The organism is Myroides fluvii (assembly GCF_009792295.1).
GTDB classification, from domain to species: Bacteria; Bacteroidota; Bacteroidia; order Flavobacteriales; family Flavobacteriaceae; genus Flavobacterium; species Flavobacterium fluvii_A.
The window spans coordinates 2,006,193-2,030,924 of sequence record NZ_CP039934.1; the positions used below are offsets into that span (position 1 = coordinate 2,006,193).

General features: G+C 36.8%; 23 protein-coding genes. 18 read left to right on the top strand and 5 right to left on the bottom strand.

Annotated features, from left to right (window positions below; all coding sequences use genetic code 11):
* From FBR08_RS09125 to FBR08_RS09145, 5 genes are all read left to right on the top strand, one after another.
* On the top strand, positions 1 to 1,629 hold the full coding sequence (locus tag FBR08_RS09125) for a dihydrolipoamide acetyltransferase family protein (protein ID WP_158962444.1): 1,629 nt from the start codon (positions 1 to 3) through the stop codon (positions 1,627 to 1,629).
* 117 nt (positions 1,630 to 1,746) lie between these two features.
* Complete coding sequence (locus FBR08_RS09130; RefSeq protein ID WP_158962445.1) at positions 1,747 to 2,694, top strand: M28 family metallopeptidase; 948 nt, start codon at positions 1,747 to 1,749, stop codon at positions 2,692 to 2,694.
* Positions 2,695 to 2,696: 2 nt separating this feature from the next.
* Entirely contained in the window at positions 2,697 to 3,374 is a 678-nt protein-coding gene (locus tag FBR08_RS09135; protein WP_158962446.1) for an SDR family NAD(P)-dependent oxidoreductase, read from the top strand.
* 11 nt (positions 3,375 to 3,385) lie between these two features.
* Positions 3,386 to 4,018 carry a SprT-like domain-containing protein gene (locus FBR08_RS09140; protein WP_158962447.1) on the top strand — a complete coding sequence of 211 codons (633 nt, stop codon included), beginning with the start codon at positions 3,386 to 3,388 and terminating at the stop codon, positions 4,016 to 4,018.
* A gap of 1 nt (position 4,019) precedes the next feature.
* A complete protein-coding gene (locus FBR08_RS09145; protein ID WP_158962448.1) occupies positions 4,020 to 5,090 on the top strand; it encodes a mannose-1-phosphate guanylyltransferase in 1,071 nt (356 codons plus the stop codon).
* A 32-nt stretch (positions 5,091 to 5,122) separates the two neighbouring features.
* Here the strand turns inward: FBR08_RS09145 and FBR08_RS09150 are convergent, their stop codons facing one another.
* Together FBR08_RS09150 and FBR08_RS09155 are read right to left on the bottom strand one after the other, a co-directional pair.
* On the bottom strand, positions 5,123 to 6,916 hold the full coding sequence (locus FBR08_RS09150) for a cytochrome c peroxidase (protein ID WP_158962449.1): 1,794 nt from the start codon (positions 6,914 to 6,916) through the stop codon (positions 5,123 to 5,125).
* Positions 6,917 to 6,975: 59 nt separating this feature from the next.
* The gene (locus tag FBR08_RS09155; protein WP_158962450.1) at positions 6,976 to 8,487 is read right to left on the bottom strand and encodes a PhoX family protein; all 1,512 of its coding nucleotides are present in this window, start codon (positions 8,485 to 8,487) and stop codon (positions 6,976 to 6,978) included.
* A 216-nt stretch (positions 8,488 to 8,703) separates the two neighbouring features.
* Between FBR08_RS09155 and FBR08_RS09160 the strand changes: the two genes are divergently transcribed.
* Positions 8,704 to 9,417 carry a sterol desaturase family protein gene (locus FBR08_RS09160; protein WP_158962451.1) on the top strand — a complete coding sequence of 238 codons (714 nt, stop codon included), beginning with the start codon at positions 8,704 to 8,706 and terminating at the stop codon, positions 9,415 to 9,417.
* Between the two features lie 85 nt (positions 9,418 to 9,502).
* Here FBR08_RS09160 and purE read toward each other — a convergent pair whose 3' ends face one another.
* The gene (gene purE, locus FBR08_RS09165; RefSeq protein WP_158962452.1) at positions 9,503 to 9,985 is read right to left on the bottom strand and encodes a 5-(carboxyamino)imidazole ribonucleotide mutase; all 483 of its coding nucleotides are present in this window, start codon (positions 9,983 to 9,985) and stop codon (positions 9,503 to 9,505) included.
* A 2-nt stretch (positions 9,986 to 9,987) separates the two neighbouring features.
* Positions 9,988 to 11,142, bottom strand: a complete 1,155-nt coding sequence (locus tag FBR08_RS09170; protein ID WP_158962453.1) for a 5-(carboxyamino)imidazole ribonucleotide synthase — start codon at positions 11,140 to 11,142, stop codon at positions 9,988 to 9,990.
* Between the two features lie 659 nt (positions 11,143 to 11,801).
* Here FBR08_RS09170 and hpt point away from each other — a divergent pair.
* The 11 genes from hpt to FBR08_RS09225 all read left to right on the top strand — a co-directional run bounded on the left by hpt (position 11,802) and on the right by FBR08_RS09225 (position 22,165).
* Entirely contained in the window at positions 11,802 to 12,335 is a 534-nt protein-coding gene (gene hpt, locus FBR08_RS09175) for a hypoxanthine phosphoribosyltransferase (RefSeq protein WP_158962454.1), read from the top strand.
* Positions 12,336 to 12,369: 34 nt separating this feature from the next.
* Positions 12,370 to 12,945, top strand: a complete 576-nt coding sequence (locus tag FBR08_RS09180; RefSeq protein WP_158962455.1) for an adenylate kinase — start codon at positions 12,370 to 12,372, stop codon at positions 12,943 to 12,945.
* A 53-nt stretch (positions 12,946 to 12,998) separates the two neighbouring features.
* The gene (obgE, locus tag FBR08_RS09185; RefSeq protein WP_158962456.1) at positions 12,999 to 14,000 is read left to right on the top strand and encodes a GTPase ObgE; all 1,002 of its coding nucleotides are present in this window, start codon (positions 12,999 to 13,001) and stop codon (positions 13,998 to 14,000) included.
* Between the two features lie 172 nt (positions 14,001 to 14,172).
* Positions 14,173 to 16,491, top strand: a complete 2,319-nt coding sequence (locus tag FBR08_RS09190; RefSeq protein ID WP_158962457.1) for a putative monovalent cation/H+ antiporter subunit A — start codon at positions 14,173 to 14,175, stop codon at positions 16,489 to 16,491.
* Entirely contained in the window at positions 16,472 to 16,912 is a 441-nt protein-coding gene (locus tag FBR08_RS09195) for a Na+/H+ antiporter subunit B (RefSeq protein ID WP_158962458.1), read from the top strand. The genes FBR08_RS09190 and FBR08_RS09195 overlap by 20 nt, the downstream gene beginning before the upstream one ends.
* 18 nt (positions 16,913 to 16,930) lie before the next feature.
* Positions 16,931 to 17,284: a Na+/H+ antiporter subunit C gene (locus FBR08_RS09200; protein WP_158962459.1), complete on the top strand. Its 354-nt coding sequence runs from the start codon at positions 16,931 to 16,933 to the stop codon at positions 17,282 to 17,284.
* Positions 17,281 to 18,792, top strand: a complete 1,512-nt coding sequence (locus FBR08_RS09205) for a proton-conducting transporter transmembrane domain-containing protein (RefSeq protein ID WP_158962460.1) — start codon at positions 17,281 to 17,283, stop codon at positions 18,790 to 18,792. Before FBR08_RS09200 ends, FBR08_RS09205 begins: the two co-directional genes overlap by 4 nt.
* 8 nt (positions 18,793 to 18,800) lie before the next feature.
* Positions 18,801 to 19,286, top strand: a complete 486-nt coding sequence (locus tag FBR08_RS09210) for a Na+/H+ antiporter subunit E (protein WP_158962461.1) — start codon at positions 18,801 to 18,803, stop codon at positions 19,284 to 19,286.
* Positions 19,283 to 19,558, top strand: coding sequence for a monovalent cation/H+ antiporter complex subunit F (locus FBR08_RS09215; RefSeq protein ID WP_158962462.1), 276 nt, complete (start codon positions 19,283 to 19,285; stop codon positions 19,556 to 19,558). The genes FBR08_RS09210 and FBR08_RS09215 overlap by 4 nt, the downstream gene beginning before the upstream one ends.
* Positions 19,551 to 19,955, top strand: coding sequence for a monovalent cation/H(+) antiporter subunit G (gene mnhG / locus FBR08_RS09220; protein ID WP_158962463.1), 405 nt, complete (start codon positions 19,551 to 19,553; stop codon positions 19,953 to 19,955). Before FBR08_RS09215 ends, mnhG begins: the two co-directional genes overlap by 8 nt.
* Before the next feature lie 53 nt (positions 19,956 to 20,008).
* Entirely contained in the window at positions 20,009 to 22,165 is a 2,157-nt protein-coding gene (locus tag FBR08_RS09225) for a S46 family peptidase (RefSeq protein ID WP_158962464.1), read from the top strand.
* A 485-nt stretch (positions 22,166 to 22,650) separates the two neighbouring features.
* On the opposite strand, the gene FBR08_RS09230 is transcribed toward FBR08_RS09225, so the two are convergent.
* A complete protein-coding gene (locus FBR08_RS09230) occupies positions 22,651 to 23,091 on the bottom strand; it encodes a DUF4190 domain-containing protein (RefSeq protein WP_158962465.1) in 441 nt (146 codons plus the stop codon).
* A gap of 265 nt (positions 23,092 to 23,356) precedes the next feature.
* Between FBR08_RS09230 and FBR08_RS09235 the strand changes: the two genes are divergently transcribed.
* Entirely contained in the window at positions 23,357 to 24,709 is a 1,353-nt protein-coding gene (locus FBR08_RS09235) for a UDP-N-acetylmuramate--L-alanine ligase (protein ID WP_158962466.1), read from the top strand.
* The last annotated feature ends 23 nt before the right edge of the window (positions 24,710 to 24,732 follow it).

A 24,732-nucleotide genomic window follows, 5' to 3' on the forward strand; every position in this document is an offset into this window, starting at 1 on the left:
ATGGCAGAAGTAATTACAATGCCACGCTTAAGCGACACCATGACAGAAGGTGTTGTTGCAGCTTGGTTAAAGAAAGTTGGAGATAAGATTTCAGAAGGAGATATCCTTGCAGAAATTGAAACAGACAAAGCAACAATGGAATTTGAATCTTTCTATGAAGGAACATTGTTATACATTGGATTACAAGAAGGGGAAGCTGCTCCAGTAGACTCGCTTCTTGCTATTATTGGAAATGAAGGTGAAGATATTTCTGCTTTACTTAGTGGTGGTACAGCTGCTGTCGCTGAACAAACAGTAGTGGTTGAAGCTCCTAAAGCAGAAGAAAAACCAACTGCTGCAGCACCAGCTATTCCAGCAGGTGTGAAAGTAATCACGATGCCGCGCTTGAGCGATACAATGACAGAAGGAACGGTGGCTAGCTGGATTAAAAAAGTAGGAGATAAGATTGAAGAAGGTGATATTTTAGCAGAGATTGAGACAGATAAAGCAACAATGGAATTTGAAGCTTTTGAATCAGGAACGCTATTATACGTTGGAATACAAGAAGGTCAGTCCGCACCTATTGATAGTGTATTAGCTATTTTAGGTCCTGCGGGAACAGATGTTACGGCTTTAGTAGAAGGAGCTAAAAATGGAGGTGTTGTGGCGACAGGGACTGAAACAGTTGTGGAAGCACCAAAAGAAACAACATCCACTGTAGCACCTGTAGTGACGGCAACGGCAACAGGTGGGAGAGTTTTTGTTTCACCTTTAGCTAAAAAAATAGCAGAAGAGAAAGGAATTAACTTGACGCAAGTAAAAGGTAGTGGAGAAAATGGACGCATCATCAAACGCGATGTTGAAAACTTTACTCCTACTACAGCACAAGCTCCTGCTCAAACAGTTGCTCCAGTTGCACAAGCAACGGCAACAGTAGCTGCAGTACAGCCATTTATTCCTGCTGGAGAAGTAAGCTTCGAAGAAGTGAAAAACTCTCAAATGCGCAAAACTATTGCACGTCGTTTGGCGGAATCTAAATTTACTGCACCACACTATTACTTGACCATCGAAATGGACATGGACAATGCCATGACTTCTCGTAAGTTGATTAATGAATTACCAGATACAAGAGTATCGTTCAATGATATGGTTGTTAAAGCATGTGCTATGGCTTTGCGTAAACACCCACAAGTAAATACACAATGGACAGATAATGCTACGATTTACAATAATCACATTAACGTTGGTGTGGCTGTAGCTGTAGAGGATGGATTAGTAGTACCTGTATTGCCTTTTACAGATCAAATGTCGTTAACGTACATTGGCGCAAAAGTGAAAGAACTTGCAGGTAAAGCGAAAACAAAAAAACTGACTCCTGCAGAAATGGAGGGTAGTACGTTTACGGTTTCTAACTTGGGAATGTTCGGAATCCAATCCTTCACTTCTATTATCAATCAACCAAATGCTGCAATTTTATCTGTAGGTGCTATTGTTGAAAAACCAGTAGTGAAAAACGGACAGATTGTAGTAGGGAATACCATGACTGTTACATTGGCTTGTGATCATAGAACAGTAGATGGTGCAACAGGAGCACAATTCCTGCAAACATTAAAAAGTTATATTGAAAATCCAGTTACGATGCTGGCCTAATCAAATAATATAGAATTGAAAGAAAAAGCTTGCATTTTGCAGGCTTTTTTTGTTTTTTTTACTATTAGTTTTTAGTAAAACACGGTGAAATAACTAGGTATTTTGTATTTTTGAAGCATGTTAAAGGTAATATACATCAGTTTTTTATTGGCGATTCTAACTGCATCGTGCAGCGTTTCCTCTAAAGTATCGAATGAGCCTATTATAGAGGCTTCTGCGGTGAAAATTAATTCAACCTTACATTATTTAGCTTCTGATGAATTGATGGGAAGAGATTCTGGTCATGAGGGGAATGTAAAGGCGGCGACTTATTTGGCGAATGAGTTGAAAGAGTACGGCATTCAACCTTATTATAAGGGGTATGAAGATGAGTTAACAGCGGTGGAAAATACTTGGAATGTCGTGGGGGTAATCCCAGGACAAGATCCAAAATTGAATAAGGAAATTGTGGTCCTAGGAGCGCATTACGATCATATTGGTATCCAACCAGCAGTTAAGGGGGATTCAATAGCCAATGGAGCGAATGACAATGCATCAGGTGTAAGTATCTTGTTGGAATTGGCACGTAATTTAGCACAAAAGAAAATGAAGCGAACGGTTTTAGTTTGTTTCTTTACGGCTGAAGAATTAGGTATTCTCGGTTCACAACATTTAGCAAATCGCTTAAAGGAAGAAGAGGCTAACGTGGTACTAATGTTGAATTTTGAAATGTTAGGCGTTCCGATGCAAAGGGAATACACTACTTTTATTACTGGATATGACCAAAGTAATTTGGCAGTGAAAATTAATGAAATAGCAGGTGAAAATTTGGCTGGACGATTTGAAGATGCAGAAAAAATGCAATTATTTATGCGATCGGACAATTACCCCTTTTATTTAACCTATAAAATACCGAGTCAAACCTTCAGTTCTTCTGATTTTGAGAACTTCAAATACTATCATCACGTAAAAGACGAGGCGCATTTGATGGATGTGACGTTTATGACAGAACTAACGAAAAAATTTGTTCCTGTCGTAGAAAAATTGATTAACTTACCTTCTGGTGAAATTAGATTGAAAAACTAAAGATGAAAAATATTATTGTTACGGGAACAAGCCGTGGTATTGGTTTAGAAACCGTAAAAATACTAGCAAGTAGAGGACATAAAATATTAGCTGTTTCTCGTAAAAAAGCTACTGCGTTAGCAGCATTTGAAAATGTAACTTGTTTGGAAATTGACCTTACAGTAGAAGCTGACCTTCAAAAAGTAAGTGAATATGTAGCAAAGGAATGGGGGCATATTGATATTTTAATTAATAATGCTGGAGCCTTAGTTAACAAACCTTTTGAAGAAATTACCGCTGCAGAATTTGAATGGGTATACCAAGTAAATGTATTTGGTTTAGCTCGTTTAGTGCAATTGTGTATTCCTCATTTCGTAGTGAATAGTCATGTGGTTACGATTAGCAGCATGGGTGGAGTACAAGGGACGATGAAGTTTGGCGGTTTGGCAGCATATAGTTCAAGTAAAGGAGCTGTAATTATCTTAAGCGAGCTCTTAGCTGAAGAATATAAAGAGAAGGGAATTGCATTTAATGTAATTGCTTTAGGAGCTGTTCAAACAGAAATGTTAGAAGAAGCCTTTCCGGGGTATCAAGCACCTTTATTACCGGAAGAAATAGGAGAATATATAAGTGATTTTGCACTTACAGGAAATAAATATTTTAATGGTAAAGTATTACAAGCATCTAGTACGACCCCTTAAAAAAGATTAAATTGATTACGATACTCAAGCCTTATTTACCTGAATCGGCGCTAGAAGCAGCTTTTGAATTAATCAAGCAGTACCATATTCATTTAAAAATAGTAAATGAAAGGGTGACACGCCATGGGGATTATTCGAGAGGATTGGATGGCAAACACCTAATTACCATCAATTCTAATTTAAATCCTTATCGCTTTCTGATGACGTTGATTCACGAAATTGCTCATTTAGTTGCTTTTCAAAAATATGGACGCCATATCAAACCACATGGAGTAGAGTGGAAGCAGATGTTTCGCTTACTTATGTTGCCATTTTTGAGACCCGAAGTTTTTCCTGATCGATTGTTGCCGCTTTTGGCCAATCACTTTAGAAACCCGTCGGCAAGTAGTGACACAGACGAACGTCTGTCTATTGCGATGAAAATGTATGACTTAGTGGATAAGAATAGCAATTGCTGTTTTGTTTATGAAATACCTTTAGGAAGTCATTTTAAGACCTATAATGGCAAGGTTTTTAAACGCGGCCCATTGCGTGTAAAAAGATTTGAGTGTTTGGAAGTAGCAACAGGGCGATTATTTGTCTTTAAGGCAAATGCCGAAGTTGAAATGATGACACATTATGTTGTAAAACAAGAAGAAGAATAGTATGAATTCGAATTATTATGCTGTTGTAATGGCAGGAGGAGTTGGTTCGCGTTTTTGGCCAGTTAGCACTCCAGAATTCCCAAAACAGTTCCACGATATGTTGGGATCAGGTGAAACACTGATTCAAAAAACCTTCATGCGATTATCTCAGTTAATACCCAAGGAAAATATCTTGATTTTAACCCATGAGAATTACAAAACAATCGTTCAAGAACAATTGCCTTCAGTAGAGCCCGATAATATCATTTTAGAACCCGCCATGCGAAATACCGCACCGTGTATTTTGTATGCCGCAATGAAGATTAAGAAGTTAAATCCTGATGCAGTAATGGTCGTTGCACCTAGTGATCACTGGATAGAAGATGAACTTCAGTTTGTATCTAATTTACAACGTACTTTTGATGTTTGTGAACGCGATCAAGTGTTGATGACCTTGGGCATTCTTCCTACTTTTCCTAATACTGGATATGGATACATCGAATTCAATAAATTGGATTCTAGACCGATTAAAAAAGTAGTGCAGTTCAGAGAAAAACCAGATTATGTAACAGCAAGAAAGTTTATTCAAAGTAGACATTTCTTGTGGAATTCTGGTATTTTTGTATGGAGTGTAGGTGCAATTTTAGAAGCATTTTCTAATTTTCAACCTGAAATGACAGCACTTTTTGACGCTGGTTATACGTTGTTTAATACAAATCGAGAAAAAGCATTTATTGAGGAGAATTATGCCAAAGCAGAGAATATTTCCATCGATTATGCCGTTATGGAAAAAGCGAATAACGTTTACGTTTTACCTGCAACCTTTGATTGGAACGATTTAGGTACTTGGGGGTCATTATATGAAAAACTACCCAAAGACATGGCGGATAATGCGGTGGTGAATGCAAATGTGTATTTCAATAATGCAACCAACAATATTGTGCGTACAGACAAAGGTAAATGTGTAGTTATTGACGGATTAAATGATTATATCGTTGTAGATAAAGAAGATATATTGTTAATCTATCCAAAGAAAAAAGAACAAGAAATAAAAACAGTTAGTCAATATATTACAACGAAGAAAGAAAAATAAAAAAGTCCTTGGTTTTTTACCAAGGACTTTTTTTATGGTTGATCACTTAGGGCTTTCATAAAAGCTATGATCGACTGAATTTCCTGCGCTGTCAAGTCGAGAGGTGTATCAGGTAAGGTTTGGTTTTCTACGTCTAATCCCAGACCAATACCACCTCCTTTGTTATAGAAGTCCATGACTTCTTCTAGTGTTTCATATACTCCATTGTGCATATACGGACCACTTTCGTTTATGTTTCTCACAGTTGGAGTTTTAAAAGCGTGTTTGAGTTGGGCCAAATCAGTATTGAATACATATCGACCTAAATCGTCATCTAAATGTGTGCCAGCTTTGTCTTTTGGAACACCGAGGATTTCTTGTTCTGAACTCCTGAAATAAGGGGAGACCGTTCCGTTAAATACGGGTAAAAAGTGACAAGTGGCGCATTGCGCTTTTCCTACAAATAGGTTGAATCCTTGTTGTTCTTGCGGGGTCATAGTTGCCTTATTTCCTCTCATATACTCATCAAATCGTGAGTTGAAGGTCGAAAGGGAACGAATGTATGAAGCCAATGCATTTTCTACTTGCCATACTGCGATGGGCTCTTCGGTTTGATACGCTTGGGCAAATTGTTTTTTGTACGTAACACTTTGATTTAAAACTAAGACAATCTCTTTTAAATTGCCGTGCATTTCGTCTTTATTCGTAATTACATCTGTTGTCTGACTTTCTAATGTCACACTGCGCATATCCCAAAATTGACCGTGATAATATCCCGCATAGTTTAAAGAGAGTGCATTGCGCTGTAACGGGTTTCCTGCCAGATCCAGCGATGTTTTTCTGTTTTCGCTAAAAGCTTTATCAGGATGATGACAAGAGGCACAACTTCTCGTATTGTCTTTTGATAATTGGGAGTCAAAGAATAATTCTTTTCCTAAAGCAATTTTATTTGGGGTCGCATAATAGGAACTATCCGGTAAAAAAGCATTGAGATTAATGGTGTTGGGATCAAATAATGAACCTGTCTCACCTGCTATGACCTGATTATTTTGTAAAAAAGGAATAGCTAATTCGCGCTGTAAAGCAACAATTTCCTGCGCCAATGGGTCCAAATACGTCAAGATGAAATTGAGGTAATCAAAGGTGTTTTTGGCTGGATTGACCTCGCATATCCCAATGGCTTCTGTTAGTAACTGCTGTATTGTCGAATATGATTGCGTATGGGTCCATGCTTTAGAGACTGCGATGGCTTGATTTACTCCCGTTAAACTCGCAGAGGCTTCAATAAACTGTAACTTGCTAGCAGGAGTGTCAAAACCCGTAATACCTAAAGTGGTGATTTGAAATACTTCTAATTTGAGTGCTTCCAATACAGAAGCAGGCGCAAAGGTAATAACTTCAAAGTTTTTGTGAATTTTGTTGGATAAGTTTTTGAGTTTTCTCGCTTGCAGTAAAAGTTCTGCTTGAGCGGTTGTATCATAACTAGGATAGATTAGTTCTTCAACCACTTGAAAGCCCTCAGCAGGGATGAATTTGTTTTCGTCTAAATCCAATTGATCTAAAGCAGGACCATTCATAGCTGCAGCAGTATGAGGTAAAAAGTAAGATACGGCCCATTCTATTTTTTTGTAAGCAAGTCGGCTGGCAATAAACTGTTGTCTAATCTGCGTGCTGTCTTGGTTGTTTTCTATAGCGTGAATAAGTTGATCTATGTTGGTGCTAAGTGTATCCACTTGTTCAACCAAATAGGTGTTGTAAGTCAGTGATTGGTAAGTGTCTTTCTTTTGACAGCTGATAATGCCAATTGCGAGTAAGAGCAAAAGGAGAGTTGATTTGATCTGTTGCATAGTATAAAAAGACACTTTACACACTGAAAATAGTGTGTAAAGTGTAGTATATGAGGGTTCTATTTTTCGACGTTGCGAATGATTACAACTTGTCCGCCTTCTTTGTTTTTGTTTACGCCTGCTTTATCCGCGTTCATAAACTCATCTTTTTGCCAAGTATGCGAGTGAATATTAACAGCAAATGTATTTGGGATACCTATTAAGTCAGAAATGTCTTCCATTGCTCCAAATTCCCAAGAACCAAATTTTTGTAAATTTCCTGATTGGTTATAATTGGCTTGCCATTGAGCATCCTGTCTGTTGTGCTTCATGTTCAACCACGGTTTGTATGTTCCGTCTGACATTTTGTATTGCCAGATATATGAATCGTGTTTTGCATCTGCATAGTAAGAATCTCCGTCTTCTTGAATATAAACGTAGTTTTCAGTTACGCATAGATTATCTGGATTTATGAGGTTGTTTCCTGGATTACTATCACCCTCAGCAGCAACAGAAAGTTTACCTGTAAGCATATTGTTTTTGTCTAGGACTAACTTATACACACGACCCCACATCGTAAAGCCTTCTACAGGGTTACCACCGCTAGCTTGCCCAGTTGCAGTGAAATACAATTCATTTCCTTTATTGGCTCCTTTGCGGTAATCGATATCCTCTACACGAGAAAAGCGAATTACACCCAATTCCATATTTTTTTGATTGATTTGTGCTCCCGTTAAGTTTTTAGCATTGGGTATCTCAACAAATTCCACCTCATATTCGTTGCCTTTATTCAGGTCCATTTCCGTATATCCTCCTGATTTTCTTTTCAAGGCATATAATTTTCCGTTGTGTAAATCTCCCTGATCTCCTACATACATCAGTAATTGTCCTGCACTTTGATGGTTTGAACCGTAGCCTTGATCTTCTCCAATCACGATATAGGTTTTGCCTTTAGATACGTCTATCGGTAGAGGAACTGCATTTTCCATACTCGCTTTTCCTAAAGCAGGTAAAACGCGATCCGTCGATGATTTTAAATCTGTAGATCCCAATGGATCGATAGCGTGCACCATACTTTCTTCACCAGATTCTCCTGCAGTTAGGAAAATAGGACCAAATCCATGCAATTCCGGTTTGGCTAAGGTAGCAGAACACAAACGTGTAATTCCACCAATACCATCAACAATATATTCTCCTTTTACAGGTTTGAATGTCTTATCTAAATACACACGTGAAACCGATTGCATGATTTCGTGATTGGTAATCATTAAAAACCCATCCCCATTAGGGTCTTTCATAAAACCAGCACCGTCAGGTTGTCCTCCAAAAACAAACGAAGGGGAACCTTCTAATTGATCTTCACTAGAAATAAGCGAAAAAATCTCTAGGTTATTGAAACCAGGCATTGCATATACAAATGCAGGGGTTTTAGAATGGTTTTTTAAGGTAATAGGATTTTTAGGATCTGGTTTTGGTTCCTCTTTAATAGGATCTTTGTCCGTAACTTTGTTGTCATCATTGTTACACGATGTGACAGCAAGAGATAGTAGTAAGCTCGCTGTCAAAACAGTCATTGTGTTGTTTAGTTTCATTTTTGTTTATTTTTGTTGAGACAAACATAGGAGTTGTACGTATCTGTAGAGTTATTGATACTTTATTAAATCTTTAACAAAAAAGAATAGGGGTATCGGAATCGAAGCGAGACTAAAACTCAAAATTCACAGCAGGTAACCGTTGAAAAAGAGATAAATATTTTGTAGCTTATACTTTATTGTGTACCTTGATTACTTACATTTTTTTAAAAAACAATGAATCCAATTGAAACCATATTAACTCAAGATTATCTTACCATTATTGGATTTGCATTGCTGTTAAATACGTCCTTAATTATAGGGTCTATACTATTCTATTTTTTATGGCATGCTTTTTCGAAAAATAGGATTGAGGTTAATGCATATCAACCCATTGTCCCATCTGATATTGTAGCTGTATGCTCTACTTTAATTTGCAATGTGATGGTATTTGTTTTAGGTGCTTTTTTGTGGAGAGCGGGATATTTAGAGATTGATTTCGATGCACTACACGTTGGAACAGTCTTACTACAACTTGTTCTGTTGATTTTGGTAGTTGATTTTTGGATGTATGTTTTTCATAAAATGGCACATCATAGGTTGTTGTATCAGGTTGTTCATGGAAAACACCATGAACACGTAGGTGTAAACGCCTTGAGTCTCTTTGTGCTTAGTCCGTTCGAAGCTATTGGTTTCGGATTAATGTTAATGGCTATATTGTGGTTTTATCCCTTTCATTATTTCAGTGTAGGGTTGTATTTTGTTATTAATGTACTATGGGGAACTATCGGTCATTTTAATCGAGTAGGGAAGCTTTTTCTCAAGGGATGGAGGGGGTGGATCGGTACGGCTAGTTTTCACAATATGCACCATATCGAACCACAAAAAAACTTTGGTTTCTATACTACACTTTGGGATCGACTATTTCGCACGCATCAAACAAGAATCTAGAAGAAGAAGAAAAGAAATAAAAAAAACCAGTAGTTGATCAACTACTGGTTTACTTATTCGTGCGCTATACGTGTTAGCGAATGATTTATTTTTTTAGGCTTTCTGCCGCTTTGAGTACAGCATCTCTTAAACCGTTTTTATAGGCAATCATCTTGTTGCGAATTTCTTCATTTTGACTACCCAAAATTTGCAGGGCTAATAGGCCTGCATTTTTTCCGCCATTTAAAGCCACCGTAGCAACAGGTACTCCACCAGGCATTTGTAAAATTGAAAGAACACTATCCCATCCATCAATTGAATTACTTGATTTAACTGGTACGCCAATTACAGGAAGAGGAGACATTGAAGCAACCATCCCCGGTAAATGTGCTGCACCACCAGCTCCTGCTATGATAACTTGAATTCCTCTCTGGTGTGCATGAGAAGAAAAATCAACTAATTTTTCAGGTGTGCGATGTGCTGAAACAATATCTACTTCTACTTCCACGCCAAACTCTTTGATGATATCAATGGCATCTTGCATGACAGGCATATCTGAAATACTGCCCATTACTACTGCTACTTTCATATTTATTGACTGATTACTTTAATCGTTTCTTTTACTTGTTGAGCGATGGCTCTCGCTTTATCCATATCACTATTAACAATAGTTACATGCCCCATTTTTCGGAAAGGTCTTGTTTCTCTTTTTCCGTAAATATGTGGGGTTACACCTGGAATAGCTAAAATTTCATTCATTCCTTCGTAGTATACTTGCCCTGTGTGGCCTTCTGCACCAACTAGATTAACCATCACCCCTGCTACTTTACTATCTGTATTTCCCAAAGGCAAATCTAAAATTGCGCGAATGTGTTGCTCAAATTGAGAGGTGTAACTCGCTTCAATCGAGTAATGTCCTGAATTGTGTGGACGAGGAGCCACTTCATTTACTAATATCTCGTCCTCTTGCGTTTGGAACATCTCCACGGCTAAGAGACCTACGTGGTTAAATTTTTCTGAAACAGCCAATGCAATTGCTCTAGCTTTATCTGCAACAGCTTCTTCAATACGAGCTGGACAAATCACGTATTCTACTTGATTTGCTTCGGGGTGAAACTCCATTTCTACAACAGGAAATGTTTTAATTTCTCCGGATGCGGAACGAGCAACGATAACGGCTAGCTCATTTTTAAAGGGAATCATCATTTCGGCTATACACTCCACTTCAGGTAATGCAGGAAGATCTGCTGCTGAACGAACAACTTTTACTCCATTTCCATCATAGCCAAATTGGGCGGATTTCCATACAAAAGGAACCGTTACGGTTTGTTCATTTACCGCTGCAATTAAATCAGATTTGGTAGAAAAACGAACATAAGGTGCGGTAGGAATTTGATGTGATGTATAAAAATCTTTTTGATTGCCTTTATTCTGAATTAAACGCAACGTTTCTGGAGCAGGGTACACTTTAACTCCCTCTTTTTGTAATTGCTCTAAAGCTTCTAGGTTCACTCCTTCAATTTCGATAGTTAAAACATCTACTTTCTTTCCAAAGCGGTAAACAGTTTCATAATCCATTAAGTCACCTTGAAAAAATTGATGCGCACCAAATTGTGCAGGAGCTTCTTTACTTGGATCTAAAATAAGAGTTGCAATATCAAACTTGCGCGTGTCATACAAAAGCATTTTGCCTAGTTGTCCACCTCCTAATATTCCCAAGCGAAAATCAGTTGAATAATAATTCATTGTGTTGTTGTAATTGTGTTTGTGCAAAGATATACTAAATCAAATGGTGTACATAAAATAGCAACAAAAAAAGTGAAGTTCCTCGAAGAATCTATAAGCGAAGCTTGACTCAGTGGGCTTGTACTGTATGGTAGGAGAATGTATTGGTTTTAACTGTTGTTAATTGGTTTCGATGTTTTTATGATTTTAATGTAGGGATAATACCAATAGTTTAGTTTTACTAATGTGAAAAAAAACTTAAAATAATTCTTGTTTAGTTAAAAAATTAACTTATATTTGAAAACAATATTACATGGTACAACGTAGTAAAAGATACTATATACTCTTGATCTGGTATATAAAAAATAATCTTAACAATAAGACTTATTAGCTTTGGTTTTAGAGTTAGATTGAATTAGTTTGTTTTAGACGTAGCGTTTGCAGAAAGCGCTACGTTTTTTTATGGAAAAAAAGTACCGAAGGGAATGCAGCGCATCTTCTTACTGATCACTTCTGGATAATTTATCTCGAATGGAGCCTCTTCAATACCCCTAGTACAAACCCCATAAAAATACAAAAACACAAAAATCAAGGGTGAATTTGTTTGGAATTCATCTGTTAAGGATTATAAATGTGGTATATCTTTTTTGTATATTTGCAAATTATCAATTCAATTGTTTATGGAAATTCAAGTTTTGGATAAGACTTTTGTTCCTTTTATTTCGGAAAAACGGATTCAAGAAAGATTAGGAGAAATAGCAAGTGAAATTTTGCGGGATATGAACGGAGAAACGCCAATCTTTATTGGTGTTTTGAATGGATCTTTTATGGTTGTTTCTGACTTGGTTAAACAATATAAAGGGGAATGCGAGATGAGCTTTGTTAAGATGGCTTCGTACATAGGAACACAATCATCTAATCAAGTGAATCAATTGCTAGGATTGGATATTGATGTGACGGATCGACGCGTGATTATCATCGAAGATATTGTCGATACGGGAAATACATTAGTAGCTTTAAAGGATCTTTTTGAGCAACAACGTCCAAAAGAAGTTAGAATTTGCACCTTGTGTTTAAAACCTGAAGCATATACCAAAGACATTAAATTAGATTATGTCGCTTTTGAAATTGAAAATAAATTCATCGTCGGCTATGGGATGGATTATGATAAACATGGAAGGAATATTCCAGAAATATATCAAATTAAAGAGTAATAAAAACAGTAACAGCATAATAAAGTAAAGTAGCATGATTGCAATAGTTTTATTTGGAAAACCTGGTGCAGGAAAAGGCACACAGGCAGAATTTCTTAAAGGAAAGTATAATTTAACTCATATTTCTACCGGAGATGTGTTTCGTTATAATCTAAAAAATGGAACTGAATTAGGGAAACAGGCCAAGGTCTTTATGGATAAAGCAGAATTGGTTCCAGATTCTATTACAATTGATATGCTTGCTGATGAGGTAGAAAAAAACATGGATAAAGCCGGGTTTTTATTCGATGGATTTCCCCGTACAATTCAACAAGCAGAAGCATTAGAAGCTTTATTAAAGGAAAAAAATATCCGTTTTGTAGGAACGGTTGGCTTAGAAGCTAATGACGATGTGTTAGTACAACGTATCCTAGAAAGAGGAAAAACAAGTGGAAGAGCAGATGATCAAGATGAGAAAATCATCAGAAGTCGCTATGAAGAATACAATGAAAAAACAGCGCCATTAATCGATTACTATACAGGAAAAAACTGTTATAATTCAGTAGATGGAATTGGAACTGTTGAAGAAATTACAGCGAGATTAAGCGGTGTAATAGACCGTTTGATCTAATCGATCTTTTGGATAAAAAAGACAAGTACAAAGAGAAGGTAATATAATAAAAGATGACTGAAGGGAATTTTGTAGACTACGTGAAAATATATGTAGCCTCAGGAAAAGGTGGAAGAGGTTCTACGCATTTACACCGAGAAAAATTTATTGAAAAAGGAGGTCCTGATGGTGGTGATGGTGGACGTGGAGGTCATGTCTATATTGTCGGTAACGAAGGGTTATGGACGTTGTATCACTTGAAATTCCAACGCCATATCAAAGCAGGGCATGGTGGTGATGGTGGTAGTTCTAGAAGTACGGGTTCTGATGGGGAAGATCGAGTTATTGAAGTACCTCTGGGAACAGTTGTAAAGGATAAAGAAACAGGAGAAGTCCTTTTTGAAATTACAGCACATAACGAAAAGAGAATCCTTGGAAAAGGAGGAAAAGGGGGATTGGGAAACTGGAACTTTAGAACGTCAACCAATCAAACACCTCGTTATGCGCAACCAGGAATGCCTGGTCAAGAATTGGATATTATTTTGGAGCTAAAAGTATTAGCTGATGTAGGTTTGGTAGGATTTCCCAATGCGGGAAAATCAACACTTTTATCTGTGTTGACCTCTGCAAAACCAAAGATTGCTGATTATCCTTTTACAACCTTAAAACCAAATTTGGGAATTGTTGCTTACCGTGATTTTAAATCTTTTGTGATTGCTGATATCCCCGGAATTATCGAAGGTGCAGCAGAAGGAAAAGGTTTAGGACATTATTTCTTGCGTCATATTGAACGCAATTCAACCCTTCTCTTTATGGTGCCTGCTGATGCGGAAGACATCAAAAAAGAATACGAAATTCTCTTGGATGAATTGAGACGATACAATCCGGAAATGCTAGATAAGGATCGTCTTTTAATCATTACCAAATCGGATATGTTAGATCAAGAACTTCAAGCCGAAATGAAAGCAGAGCTAGATGCAGCATTAGAAGGAATGCCTTATATGTTTATATCTGCAGTTGCGCAGCAAGGTCTTCAAGAACTAAAAGATAAATTATGGCAAATGTTAAATAACTAGCCTGTAAGCGAGATTTTAAAATCTCGCTTTTTTTATATCCATTTTAAACTAAAAATGGTTATTTTTTTGTTAAAAAAAAGCGTGTTATTTGGCTTTTATTCGTTTTTTTTTGATTTTTTTATATATTTACCCTCAATAGAAATATTTGAAAAAAGAGAAATAAAGCTCATTTATGCTATTTATTATTTTACTCACTTTTGTACTAGCTTTTAGTACGCTTTTTTTGAAGGGGTTAGGACGTTCTAAGTTTACAGGATTATTAACTTTAATACCATTAAGTCTTTTCATTTATTTTCTGTCTTATTTGCCAAAAATAAGATCAGGAAAGGAAGTCTTGCTTTTTAGAAATGAATGGGTGCCTTCTTTAGGTATCGCCTTTGACTTTAAATTAGATGGATTGTCCCTCTTATTCTCCTTGCTAATCACAGGAATCGGAGCACTCGTGTATTGGTATGCTTCCTACTATCTCAAAGGACATATTTATATTCAGCGATTTTTTGCCTATCTCGGACTCTTCATGGGCGCTATGTTAGGCGTCGTTTTGTCAGATAACCTAATTTCCCTTTTTGTATTCTGGGAATTAACCAGTATTACTTCCTTCTTTCTTATCGGGTTTAATAACGAAGATGAGGATTCGCGTAAAAGTGCACTATGGGCACTTGGAATTACGGGACTGGGAGGATTCTTTTTGCTCTCTTTCGCCGCTGTGGTGGGGAGTATAGCAGGTAGTTATTCCATTCATGAATTATTGACCCAATCGGACTTCTTAAAGGAACATGCTTCCTATGGGATATTGTTGTTCTTTTTATTCATGGGAGCTTTTACCAAATCAGCCCAGTTTCCCTTTCATTTTTGGTTGCCAGGTGCAATGAAAGCGCCTACACCCGTTTCTGCTTATCTGCATTCAGCTACAATGGTGAAAGCAGGAATTTACCTTTTAGCGCGTTTTACGCCCGTTTTGGGTGATCATGTGTATTGGAATACCACTTTGCAGGTAATAGGGGGGGTAACTATGTTATTTGGAGCCATACACTCCGTGTTTCGAAAGGATATGAAAGGAATATTAGCTTATACGACAATTTCGGCCTTGGGTATGATTGTCTTTTTACTTGGAGTAGGGTCGGAAAAGGCCATTTACGCCGCTAGTATTTTTATTCTAGTTCACGCCTTATACAAAGCAACGCTCTTTTTGGTCACAGGTACTGTAGATCATCAAACACATACCCGTGATATAACGCAATTAGGTGGTTTGCGCAAAACAATGCCCGCTTTGGCTGGTGCTGCTCTGATCGCTGCTTTATCTAGTGCAGGGATTCCGTTGACTTTTGGATTTATAGGAAAAGAGATTATTTACGATGCAACCTATACCTATCCCATTAATCAATGGGCACTAGTCTTTACTGGGGTAGCAGTGCTGACCAATGTTTTTCTAAGTGCTGCTGGTTTTCTTGTAGGAATTAAACCTTTTTTTGGAAAGGTAAAAGAAAGGTGTCAAGATGTGCCTAAACCTTCTCTTCAAATGTGGTTACCCCCTGTGGTTTTATCCGTGTTAAGTCTTGTCTTTGGCGCATTACCTCAATTGGTAAATCAAGGTATTATCGCTTCGGTGGCAAGGGCAATAGGCGGCAAAACGATTGAGATGGAATTGGCTTTGTGGCATGGATTCAATGAAATCGTAGCGCTGAGTGGTGGAACAATTGTCTTGGGGATTGCCTTGTACTTCGCTTTTAAAGGATATCAAAATTCACTCCGCATCGTTGCACGCTTTGACAGCCTGTCTCCTCAGCATATTTTTGGTTTTGTCGTGGAGAAATTTAGAACGTTTGCTTACGCTTATACGCGTTTGTTTCAAAGTGGGTATTTGCGTATTTACTTGATGGTCATCATTGTTTTCTTTATCGGCTTGGTAGGGTATAAATTATTCGCAGATGTTCCTTTGCGTGTCAACACAGAAGGACTGTCTGAATTTAGAATTTATGAATTAGTAGTCTTCTTAATTACAGTTATCGCTATTTTCTTTGCTATTAATACACCTTCTCGATTGTCGGCTATCGCCGCAACAGGAGTGGTAGGGTATTGCATTTGTTTGATTTTTGTATTCTACGGTGCCCCAGATTTAGCGATGACGCAATTTGCTATTGATACGCTAACGGTCGTTTTATTTGTCTTGGTTTTGTTTAAATTACCTGGTTTCTTAAAATTGAGTAATCGAAAAATTCAATTCAGAGATGCAGTGGTTTCTATTGCTTTTGGAGGATTGATTTCACTCATAACGCTACAAGCATTGGTATCACCAGCAGACAAAGAAATTAGCCGTTATTATGCAGAAAATGCCTATGTTTTAGCAAAAGGAAAAAACGTAGTCAATGTCATTCTCGTAGATTTTAGAGGTTTTGATACATTAATTGAGACTATAGTACTTTCAATCGCGGCATTAGGAGTATATGGTCTTTTAAAATATAGAACGAAGGATGAAGAAATATCAGAATAAACACCACGTTTTAGATACGACAATCTTGCGCACGGCAACAAATTATTTATTGCCTTTATTGATTCTGTTCTCCTTGTTTGTCTTGTTGAGAGGACATTATCTTTCAGGAGGAGGTTTTGTTGGAGGATTGATAGCTTCAATTGCCTTTGTTTTACACTCATTTGCCTATAGTACGAAACAAACCTTAGCCTTATTTCAGTTTTCGCCTATGCGTTTAATCGGAATTGGTCTTTCGTTGTCTATATTCAGTGCATTAGTGCCTGTTTTTATTGGTTTACCCGTGATGACAGGTGTCTGGTTTGCCGAATCTGTAGCTGTCATTGGAGCGGTAGGAACTGCCCTGTTCTTTGATATTGGGGTGTATTTGGTTGTAATCGGAGTCGTTTTGACGATCCTCTTTACAATTGCAGAAAATGTTTAATTAATTGGAAACATTGAAATGGAATTATTACTCGTAGTTTTAGTAGGTATATTGTATTCTGCAGGCATTTATTTAATGTTTCGCAGAAGTATGGTGAAGTTACTCCTCGGATTGATGATGTTAGGCAACGGTGCCAATATCCTCATCTTTCTAATGGGAGAATTAACGAAAGGCAAAGCGCCAATTATTGACGAAGAACACACGCAATTTTTTGATGCTTATGCTGATCCTGTGCCTCAGGCACTGATCTTAACCGCAATTGTAATTAGTTTTGGTTTGACTGCTTTTGCTATTGTTTTATTGAACAAAGTATATAGTACAACCGGAACGGATGATTTAGATTCTCTTAATATTCAAGATTTAGATATATGATTTCAAACTTCATATTAGCGCCAATTTTTGCTCATATGTTTACGGCGGTTGTGTTATTGTTTTTTTGGAAAAATGTAAAAATTCAAAAAATAATAAGTATCGTTGGTAATAGCATTGCTTTTTTGTTGTGTTGGAATTTATTTGCTGCAACTTGGGAACATGGCGCAATAACCTTGCAACTTGGAAGCTGGAAAGCTCCTTTTGGTATTACCTTCGTTGCGGATACACTAAGTGCCGTTATGGTACTGCTTACGGCCACAGTAGCTTTAGCTGTAGGAATTTACTCTACATCTGCGATCAATATAAGCCGAATCAAATACGGGTATTTTATTATTTTCCACTTTCTAATCATGGGGCTTTTAGGAGCTTTCTTGACAGGCGATATCTTTAATTTATACGTTTGGTTTGAAGTCGTGATTATCTCCTCTTTTGTCTTGTTGACTCTAGGAGGAAAGAAAAGACAAATGGAGTCTGCCGTTAAATATGTCACCATGAACATGCTGGCCTCTACTATTTTCTTAACAGCTATCGGAATCCTTTACGGAATTACGGGAAGCTTGAATATAGCCGATTTGGCACATCAAGTCGCCATTGTTGAAAATAGAGGTTTAGTATCGGTAACCGCACTGTTGTTCTTTGTGGGATTTGGAATTAAATCGGCCGTATTTCCCATGTATTTCTGGTTGCCTTCCTCTTATCATACCCCACCTTCGGCCATTGGTGCTATTTTTGGTGGACTACTAACTAAAATGGGGGTCTACTCCATGTTTAGAGTGTTTACGATCGTATTCCAACCGGATGATTTTGTCTTAGGGGTTTTTGTGGTGATTGCTATCTTAACGATGATTAGTGGCGCATTGGGCGCAATTAATAAAAGGAATATCCGCCGTATCCTATCGTACTTTATTGTTTGTCATATCGGATACTTAATAGCCGGATTTGGCTTATATACAGAACTCGCTTTTGTAGGAGTTATCTTTTACTTAATCCACGATGTTATTGTGAAAAGTAACCTTTTTATGATGAGTGGCTTGATACAGAAAATTAGAGAAACACAAGATATTAACCGATTAGGAGGATTGTATAAAGATTACCCTAAGCTTTCCATCTTGTTTGCTGTTATTCTGTTCTCTTTGGTTGGAATTCCACCATTATCTGGTTTTTGGCCTAAAATTATGTTGTTCCAAGAAGCGTTTAGATTAGAGCAATATGTGCTGTTGGGAACACTCATATTTGCGAGTTTCGTAACGCTGTTTATCGTAGCGCGAATCTGGTCGGAAGTGTTTTGGAAAGATTTGCCTAAACCCAATAGTGAAGAAATTGATCACTTTGCACCTTTTGTGAGTTCGGGAAAAGTAGCCTTGATTTTACCTGTAGCTGCCTTGGCCGGAGTATCTCTTTTTATTGGATTGAACGCCCCTTTAATCTTTGAAGTTTCCGAGCGAGTGGCACATGAAATGATGAATCCTTCGATTTATATAGAATCAGTTTTACAGGGCATTAAATAACGGAAAGTATGCTGAAATATTTTTTACTTAATATCTTATTGACCTTTGTCTGGGTTGCACTTACAGGACAATTAAACTACGCAAATTTCTTCTTTGGAGGAGTAGCGGGTTTCTTTATTCTGTGGATGTTGACGAAAACCTCTTCCAATAAAGCTGACAAAGAATACTTTTATCGCGTACCTAAAATTATCGTCTTTATTTTTTACTTCTTTGTAGATATGCTTCAAGCAAATCTGCAAGTGGCTATTGACGTAATTACACCAAATTATCATACTACACCGGGTATTATTAAATATGAAATTGATGCAAAAACAGATTTCGAAATAACGATGTTAGCCAATATTATTGCACTTACACCTGGTACCATGGTAATCGATATTGCAGACGATAAAAGTCATATATTTATTCATACGATGTATCTGAAGGATAAAGACAAATTCATTCAGCGCATGAAAGAAAGAACCGAAAAGAAATTATTAGCTATTTTACGATGACAGTAGAAACCTATTTGATATATGTGGTCATGCCCATCATCAGTTTGTCCTTAATTTTAATCTTTATCCGATTTCTGAAAGGGCCCGCAGTGGTGGATCGTGTAGTGGCTATTGACTTACTCATTACCGTAGGAGTTGGGTTTATTGGATTATTTAGTCTGATTACCAATAATCCTATATTTTTAGATGTGGCTGTAATCATGGCGCTAATCGCGTTTTTGAGTACCGTAGCCTTTTCGTTTTACTTAGATAAAAGAGAAAGAGATGACTGATATACTAATCATGATTTTGAGTACACTGGGGGCTATTTTTATTTTAATCGCTTCTATCGGTATTTTTAGAATGCCCGATTTTTATACGCGATTATCTATTACGATTAAAGCCGCAACCCTGGGTATTGGTTGTATTCTTGGTGCCGCGGCTATTCACTTTTCTGAATTTTCAATTACCACCAAAGTATTTGCCATTGTTTTTTTCTTGTTTATCACTTCGCCCGTAGCAGCATTTTTAATTGCTCGAACTGCGTATATGACGGGAATCAAGTTGTGGAACAAATCAGTTATCGATGAGTTGAAAGATCGTTATGGTTTTGATGAATCTTGTGAAGAAGAAGACAAAACAACGTGTACACATACAAATACCAATAAAAATGAAGAAGAGAAAGATTAATTATTTTGTTTATTCAAGTATCTTCGCAAACTAAGTAACATACTATTATAATTATGAAAAAAATCGTTTTATTACTGACTGCATTTTTACTTATTGCGCCTGTTAAATTAAAGGCAGACGAGGGAATGTGGTTTTTAATGTTCATTGAGCGTTTGAATCAACGCGATATGGAGAAAATGGGATTACAGCTAACTGCTGAAGAAATTTACAGCATTAATAATCATTCATTAAAAGATGCAATTGTGCAGTTTGATGGTGGATGTACAGCAGAGATAATCTCAAATCAAGGATTGGTTTTGACAAACCACCACTGTGGGTATGATAAGATTGCAAACTTGTCTACACCAGAAGATGATATTTTAACTAACGGATTCTGGGCAAAAGATAAGGAAACAGAAAGACCAGCAAAAGGGTTGTCTGTTCGTTTCTTCGTGCGTATGGATGATGTAACAAAACGCATCATGAGCGTGGTAAATGATAAGATGACTGAAGGAGAAAGAGAAAAATTAATCAACCAAGAAATTGCTAAGATTCAAGCTGAAAATGACGGAGATGGAAGATATACAGTTTCGGTGAAATCGTTTTTCCAAGGTAATGAGTACTACTATTTCGTATATGAAGATTACAATGATGTGCGTTTAGTTGGAACACCTCCAAATAGCATTGGAAAATTTGGTGGGGATACGGATAACTGGGAGTGGCCACGTCATACAGGTGATTTCTCTATGTTCCGTGTATACACAGATAAAAATGGAAACCCTGCTGAGTATAGCGCAACTAACGTTCCGATGAAGCCGAAACACGCTTTACCTGTTTCTATCGCTGGAATTAAAGAAGGAGACTTCTCTATGATTTTAGGATACCCAGGTAGAACAAATCGTTGGATGCCTGCACAAGGAGTAGAGCAAAATATTAAGTTCGCTTACCCTGCTTGGGTAGAAGGTTCAAAATTAGGAATGGATGTAATGAAAAAACACATGTCTAATGATGATGCCGTGCGTTTAAATTATGCTTCAAAATATGCCGGAGTAGCAAACTACTGGAAAAATAGACAAGGGATGATTGATGCTTTAAATCAGCATCAAACAGTTGCAACGAAAACTGCAGCGGAAAAAGAATTCCAAAAATGGGCCAATAAAAAAGAAAATAAAGCAAAATACGGAGACGTAATTAGCGATATTAATGCATTCTATGCTGCAACTAATACAAAAGCACGTCATGATAATTACTTGATGACGATGTTGCGTACTTCTGCAATGGCTGCTACTCCATACCGTTTATCAGGTGGCATGGAAGCTTACGCTATGGGAGATGAAAAGAAAAGAAAAGAAATGCACGATGATTTTATTGCTTATGTAAATGAAATGTACGACGGGCAAAATGAAGCGTTAGAAAAAGAAATGCTAGCGAAGCAATTAATGCTGTATGCTGCTAAATCGGAAGGTTATGCAATTGCTCCTTATATTGAAGTGTTGAAAAAAGACTACAATGGTGATTTTAATAAATACGTTGAAGAAGCATTTAAACAGAGTGTATTTGCAAATAAAGAACGCGTATTAGCCTTTATTGAAAACCCTAAAGGAGTAACAATTTCCAAAGATCCATTATTGAAACTTTCTGTTGCTATTATGGAACAGTACAGAGCGAAAAGTGATGAATTGGCAAAATTAGAAGATAAATACCAAAAAGCATATCGTTTGTTTGTTGATGGAGTTGTCAAGAGTAATCCAACAGGGAAATACTATCCAGATGCTAACTCAACATTGCGTTTAACCTACGGTACGGTAAAAGGGTTACCAAGAGGAGAAAAAGTAAATGATGCAAAAGAAAATTGGTATACTACATTAAAAGGGACTGTAGCAAAACACGTACCTGGTGATGAAGAATTTGACGTACCAACAAAATTAATCGAATTAGAAAAAACTCGTGATTACGGAATGTATGCAGATAAAGAAGGACATCTACCTGTAAACTTTTTGACAAATCACGATATTACAGGAGGTAACTCAGGTTCACCTGTATTAAATGGAAAAGGAGAGTTAATCGGTTTAGCTTTTGATGGAAATATTGAAGCAATGGCAGGTGATGTAATTTACGACCCAGCTTTGCAAAGAACAATTAACGTCGATATTCGTTATGTACTGTTTGTCATTGATAAGTTTGCTGATGCAAAACACCTTATTGAAGAGATGAACATTGTTAGAAAATAAGAATAAAAAAAAAGTAGCAAACCCAGGTTTGCTACTTTTTTTTTTTCCTCAAATGATGAGGGTATAAAAAAACAGCTTGCATTAATTTGCAAGCTGTTTTTTTATAATCTTATATCCAATCCTAACAGAGGTAGAAAAGCATATAAAAAGAAGATACAGAGTATAATAATGTCGATAATTACTATTTTGTTGCTGTGAAGAGTAGAAGGTAATACAAGTAATATTCCCCTTGAAACGCCTACATAAACAAAAAAGAAAAATATCGAATAACTATAGGGATTAATCAAATTGTCTTCTCCTTTAAGCAGTGTCATAAAATCTCGGGTTAATCCCCTACTTCTACAGAGTACATCAGGTAATCCTTCGCAAGCGGAACGAATACTTAACGCGGTTGAGGTTGTTGAAGTAAGAAAGAAAATATATCCAAACAAACACAACATCAAAACGAAAAAAATCCCATTGATAATCCTGTAATTTGACACGCTTTATTCCGTTACTTGTTCTTCTATAAAAAGAGTTTCACCTTGATCTTGAAGAGAATCTTCTTCCTCTTCTTCGTAGTATTCATACTCTTGGTTATTCATTTTGTCTAGTTCTTTCTGAGCATCATCAATGTTCTTGATTGCTGCTGTTGTAACAGAAGCAAACAGAAGTCCCCAAAGCAGAATAATAGCAAAACTAATACTTCCAAGAACAAGGCCTGCAATTCCTAAACCTTTAGATTCATTGTGTTTTTTTGCACTAGAAATAGCTAAGATTCCCAATACAATGGCAGCTACTGAAACAATGATAGCAATCATTCCAAAGCACGGAATGAAAGAGGCTGGTAAACCTATAATACCAGAAACAAGAGCTAAAATACCTAAAACTTGTGTGTTATTACCACTTTTCTGCTGTGGTAATGGTGGTGGAGTGTAATTGTCCATAGGGCGATTTTTTAATAAAATTTTGACGAAAATACGATATATTTTCTCTTAAAAGTTAATCAAATATTAAAAATGATGTGTTGTAGGACTATTTAATTAGACTATTCTAGTGTTTAAATAAGAAAATGAAGCATTTAACTTGTGAAAAATAATCAAAAATATTCCTCTTTTTTTCTAGGTGCATTGCACAAAGTATCCTGTTATTTCTAGTAATAAAATTGTAATTTTAACGCCAATTACAAATCGATTTTAAATAGATAAAATAATGCGCGTACATTTTATTGCAATCGGAGGAAGTGCCATGCACAATTTAGCTTTAGCCTTACATGCAAAAGGCGATGTTGTTACAGGAAGTGATGATGCTATTTTTGAACCCTCTAAAACTAGATTGGCAAAACAGGGATTACTACCTGAGCAAGAAGGCTGGTATGCAGAGAAAATTACAGCTGATATCGATGCGATAATCTTGGGCATGCATGCAAAGGAAGACAATCCCGAATTGATCAAAGCAAGAGAATTAGGGTTGAAAATCTATTCCTATCCTGAGTTTATCTATGAACATGCTAAAAATAAAACCCGTGTAGTCATTGGGGGGTCACATGGTAAAACAACGATAACCTCTATGGTGTTGCATGTATTGAATTATCACGGTGTTGAAGTCGATTATCTTGTAGGTGCACAGCTAGAAGGATTTGATCGCATGGTAAATCTAACGGATGAAAATGATTTTATGTTGATAGAAGGGGATGAATATCTATCTTCTCCTATTGATAGACGACCTAAGTTTCATTTATATGAACCCAATATTGCTTTGTTAAGCGGAATAGCTTGGGATCATATTAATGTATTTCCAACTTTCGAAAATTATGTCGATCAATTCCGCATTTTCATAGATAAAATTACCAATGGAGGCATCTTAATATACAATGAAGAAGATGCTATTGTAAAGCAAATTGCAGAAGAAAGTACCAATCCAATTCGCAGAATACCTTATACAACCTTAGAAAATGAAATTGTTGACGGGGTTGCTTATTTAGTTACTTCAGAAGGACCTATGCCGTTAGAAGTATTCGGCCAACATAATATTAATAATATTAGTGGAGCTAAATGGGTATGTCAAAATATGGGTATCGATGAAGATGATTTTTTTGATGCCATTACAAGTTTCAAAGGAGCTTCAAAGCGCTTAGAAAAATTGTATGATAAAAATACTACAGTTGTATACAAAGATTTTGCGCATTCTCCAAGTAAGGTAAAAGCGACGATGAAAGCAGTTCGTGCACAATATCCAACTAAAAAACTAGTTGCGTGTTTAGAATTGCATACCTATAGTAGTCTAAATGCAGATTTCTTATCTGAGTATAACGGAAGTTTAGATGTAGCTGATCAAGCAGTGGTGTTTTATTCTTTGGAGGCTTTAAAAATTAAGCGTATGCCAGAAATTCCTGCAGATCAAATGCAAGAAGCATTCGCCTTACCGACGTTGACCACTTATACCAATGCGGATGACTTCAAGGCCTTTATCAAAACACTAGACCTAAAAGATAGCGTATTGCTATTCATGAGTTCAGGTGATTATGGCGGACTTGATTTGAATGCATTTGTCCAAACAATATAGATAAACTAAAAAAATCCTTTCAC

What these genes read in the sequence shown, in the direction of transcription:
- FBR08_RS09150 (WP_158962449.1), bottom strand. Translation starts at nt 6,916, where the DNA reads ATGCAACAGATCAAATCAACTCTCCTTTTGCTCTTACTCGCAATTGGC.
- FBR08_RS09180 (WP_158962455.1), top strand. Translation starts at nt 12,370, where the DNA reads ATGATTGCAATAGTTTTATTTGGAAAACCTGGTGCAGGAAAAGGCACA.
- FBR08_RS09160 (WP_158962451.1), top strand. Translation starts at nt 8,704, where the DNA reads ATGAATCCAATTGAAACCATATTAACTCAAGATTATCTTACCATTATT.
- FBR08_RS09230 (WP_158962465.1), bottom strand. Translation starts at nt 23,091, where the DNA reads ATGGACAATTACACTCCACCACCATTACCACAGCAGAAAAGTGGTAAT.
- FBR08_RS09145 (WP_158962448.1), top strand. Translation starts at nt 4,020, where the DNA reads ATGAATTCGAATTATTATGCTGTTGTAATGGCAGGAGGAGTTGGTTCG.
- purE (WP_158962452.1), bottom strand. Translation starts at nt 9,985, where the DNA reads ATGAAAGTAGCAGTAGTAATGGGCAGTATTTCAGATATGCCTGTCATG.
- FBR08_RS09215 (WP_158962462.1), top strand. Translation starts at nt 19,283, where the DNA reads ATGACAGTAGAAACCTATTTGATATATGTGGTCATGCCCATCATCAGT.
- mnhG (WP_158962463.1), top strand. Translation starts at nt 19,551, where the DNA reads ATGACTGATATACTAATCATGATTTTGAGTACACTGGGGGCTATTTTT.
- obgE (WP_158962456.1), top strand. Translation starts at nt 12,999, where the DNA reads ATGACTGAAGGGAATTTTGTAGACTACGTGAAAATATATGTAGCCTCA.
- FBR08_RS09205 (WP_158962460.1), top strand. Translation starts at nt 17,281, where the DNA reads ATGATTTCAAACTTCATATTAGCGCCAATTTTTGCTCATATGTTTACG.
- FBR08_RS09135 (WP_158962446.1), top strand. Translation starts at nt 2,697, where the DNA reads ATGAAAAATATTATTGTTACGGGAACAAGCCGTGGTATTGGTTTAGAA.
- FBR08_RS09235 (WP_158962466.1), top strand. Translation starts at nt 23,357, where the DNA reads ATGCGCGTACATTTTATTGCAATCGGAGGAAGTGCCATGCACAATTTA.
- FBR08_RS09190 (WP_158962457.1), top strand. Translation starts at nt 14,173, where the DNA reads ATGCTATTTATTATTTTACTCACTTTTGTACTAGCTTTTAGTACGCTT.
- FBR08_RS09200 (WP_158962459.1), top strand. Translation starts at nt 16,931, where the DNA reads ATGGAATTATTACTCGTAGTTTTAGTAGGTATATTGTATTCTGCAGGC.
- FBR08_RS09225 (WP_158962464.1), top strand. Translation starts at nt 20,009, where the DNA reads ATGAAAAAAATCGTTTTATTACTGACTGCATTTTTACTTATTGCGCCT.
- FBR08_RS09155 (WP_158962450.1), bottom strand. Translation starts at nt 8,487, where the DNA reads ATGAAACTAAACAACACAATGACTGTTTTGACAGCGAGCTTACTACTA.
- FBR08_RS09195 (WP_158962458.1), top strand. Translation starts at nt 16,472, where the DNA reads ATGAAGAAATATCAGAATAAACACCACGTTTTAGATACGACAATCTTG.
- FBR08_RS09210 (WP_158962461.1), top strand. Translation starts at nt 18,801, where the DNA reads ATGCTGAAATATTTTTTACTTAATATCTTATTGACCTTTGTCTGGGTT.
- hpt (WP_158962454.1), top strand. Translation starts at nt 11,802, where the DNA reads ATGGAAATTCAAGTTTTGGATAAGACTTTTGTTCCTTTTATTTCGGAA.
- FBR08_RS09170 (WP_158962453.1), bottom strand. Translation starts at nt 11,142, where the DNA reads ATGAATTATTATTCAACTGATTTTCGCTTGGGAATATTAGGAGGTGGA.
- FBR08_RS09125 (WP_158962444.1), top strand. Translation starts at nt 1, where the DNA reads ATGGCAGAAGTAATTACAATGCCACGCTTAAGCGACACCATGACAGAA.
- FBR08_RS09130 (WP_158962445.1), top strand. Translation starts at nt 1,747, where the DNA reads ATGTTAAAGGTAATATACATCAGTTTTTTATTGGCGATTCTAACTGCA.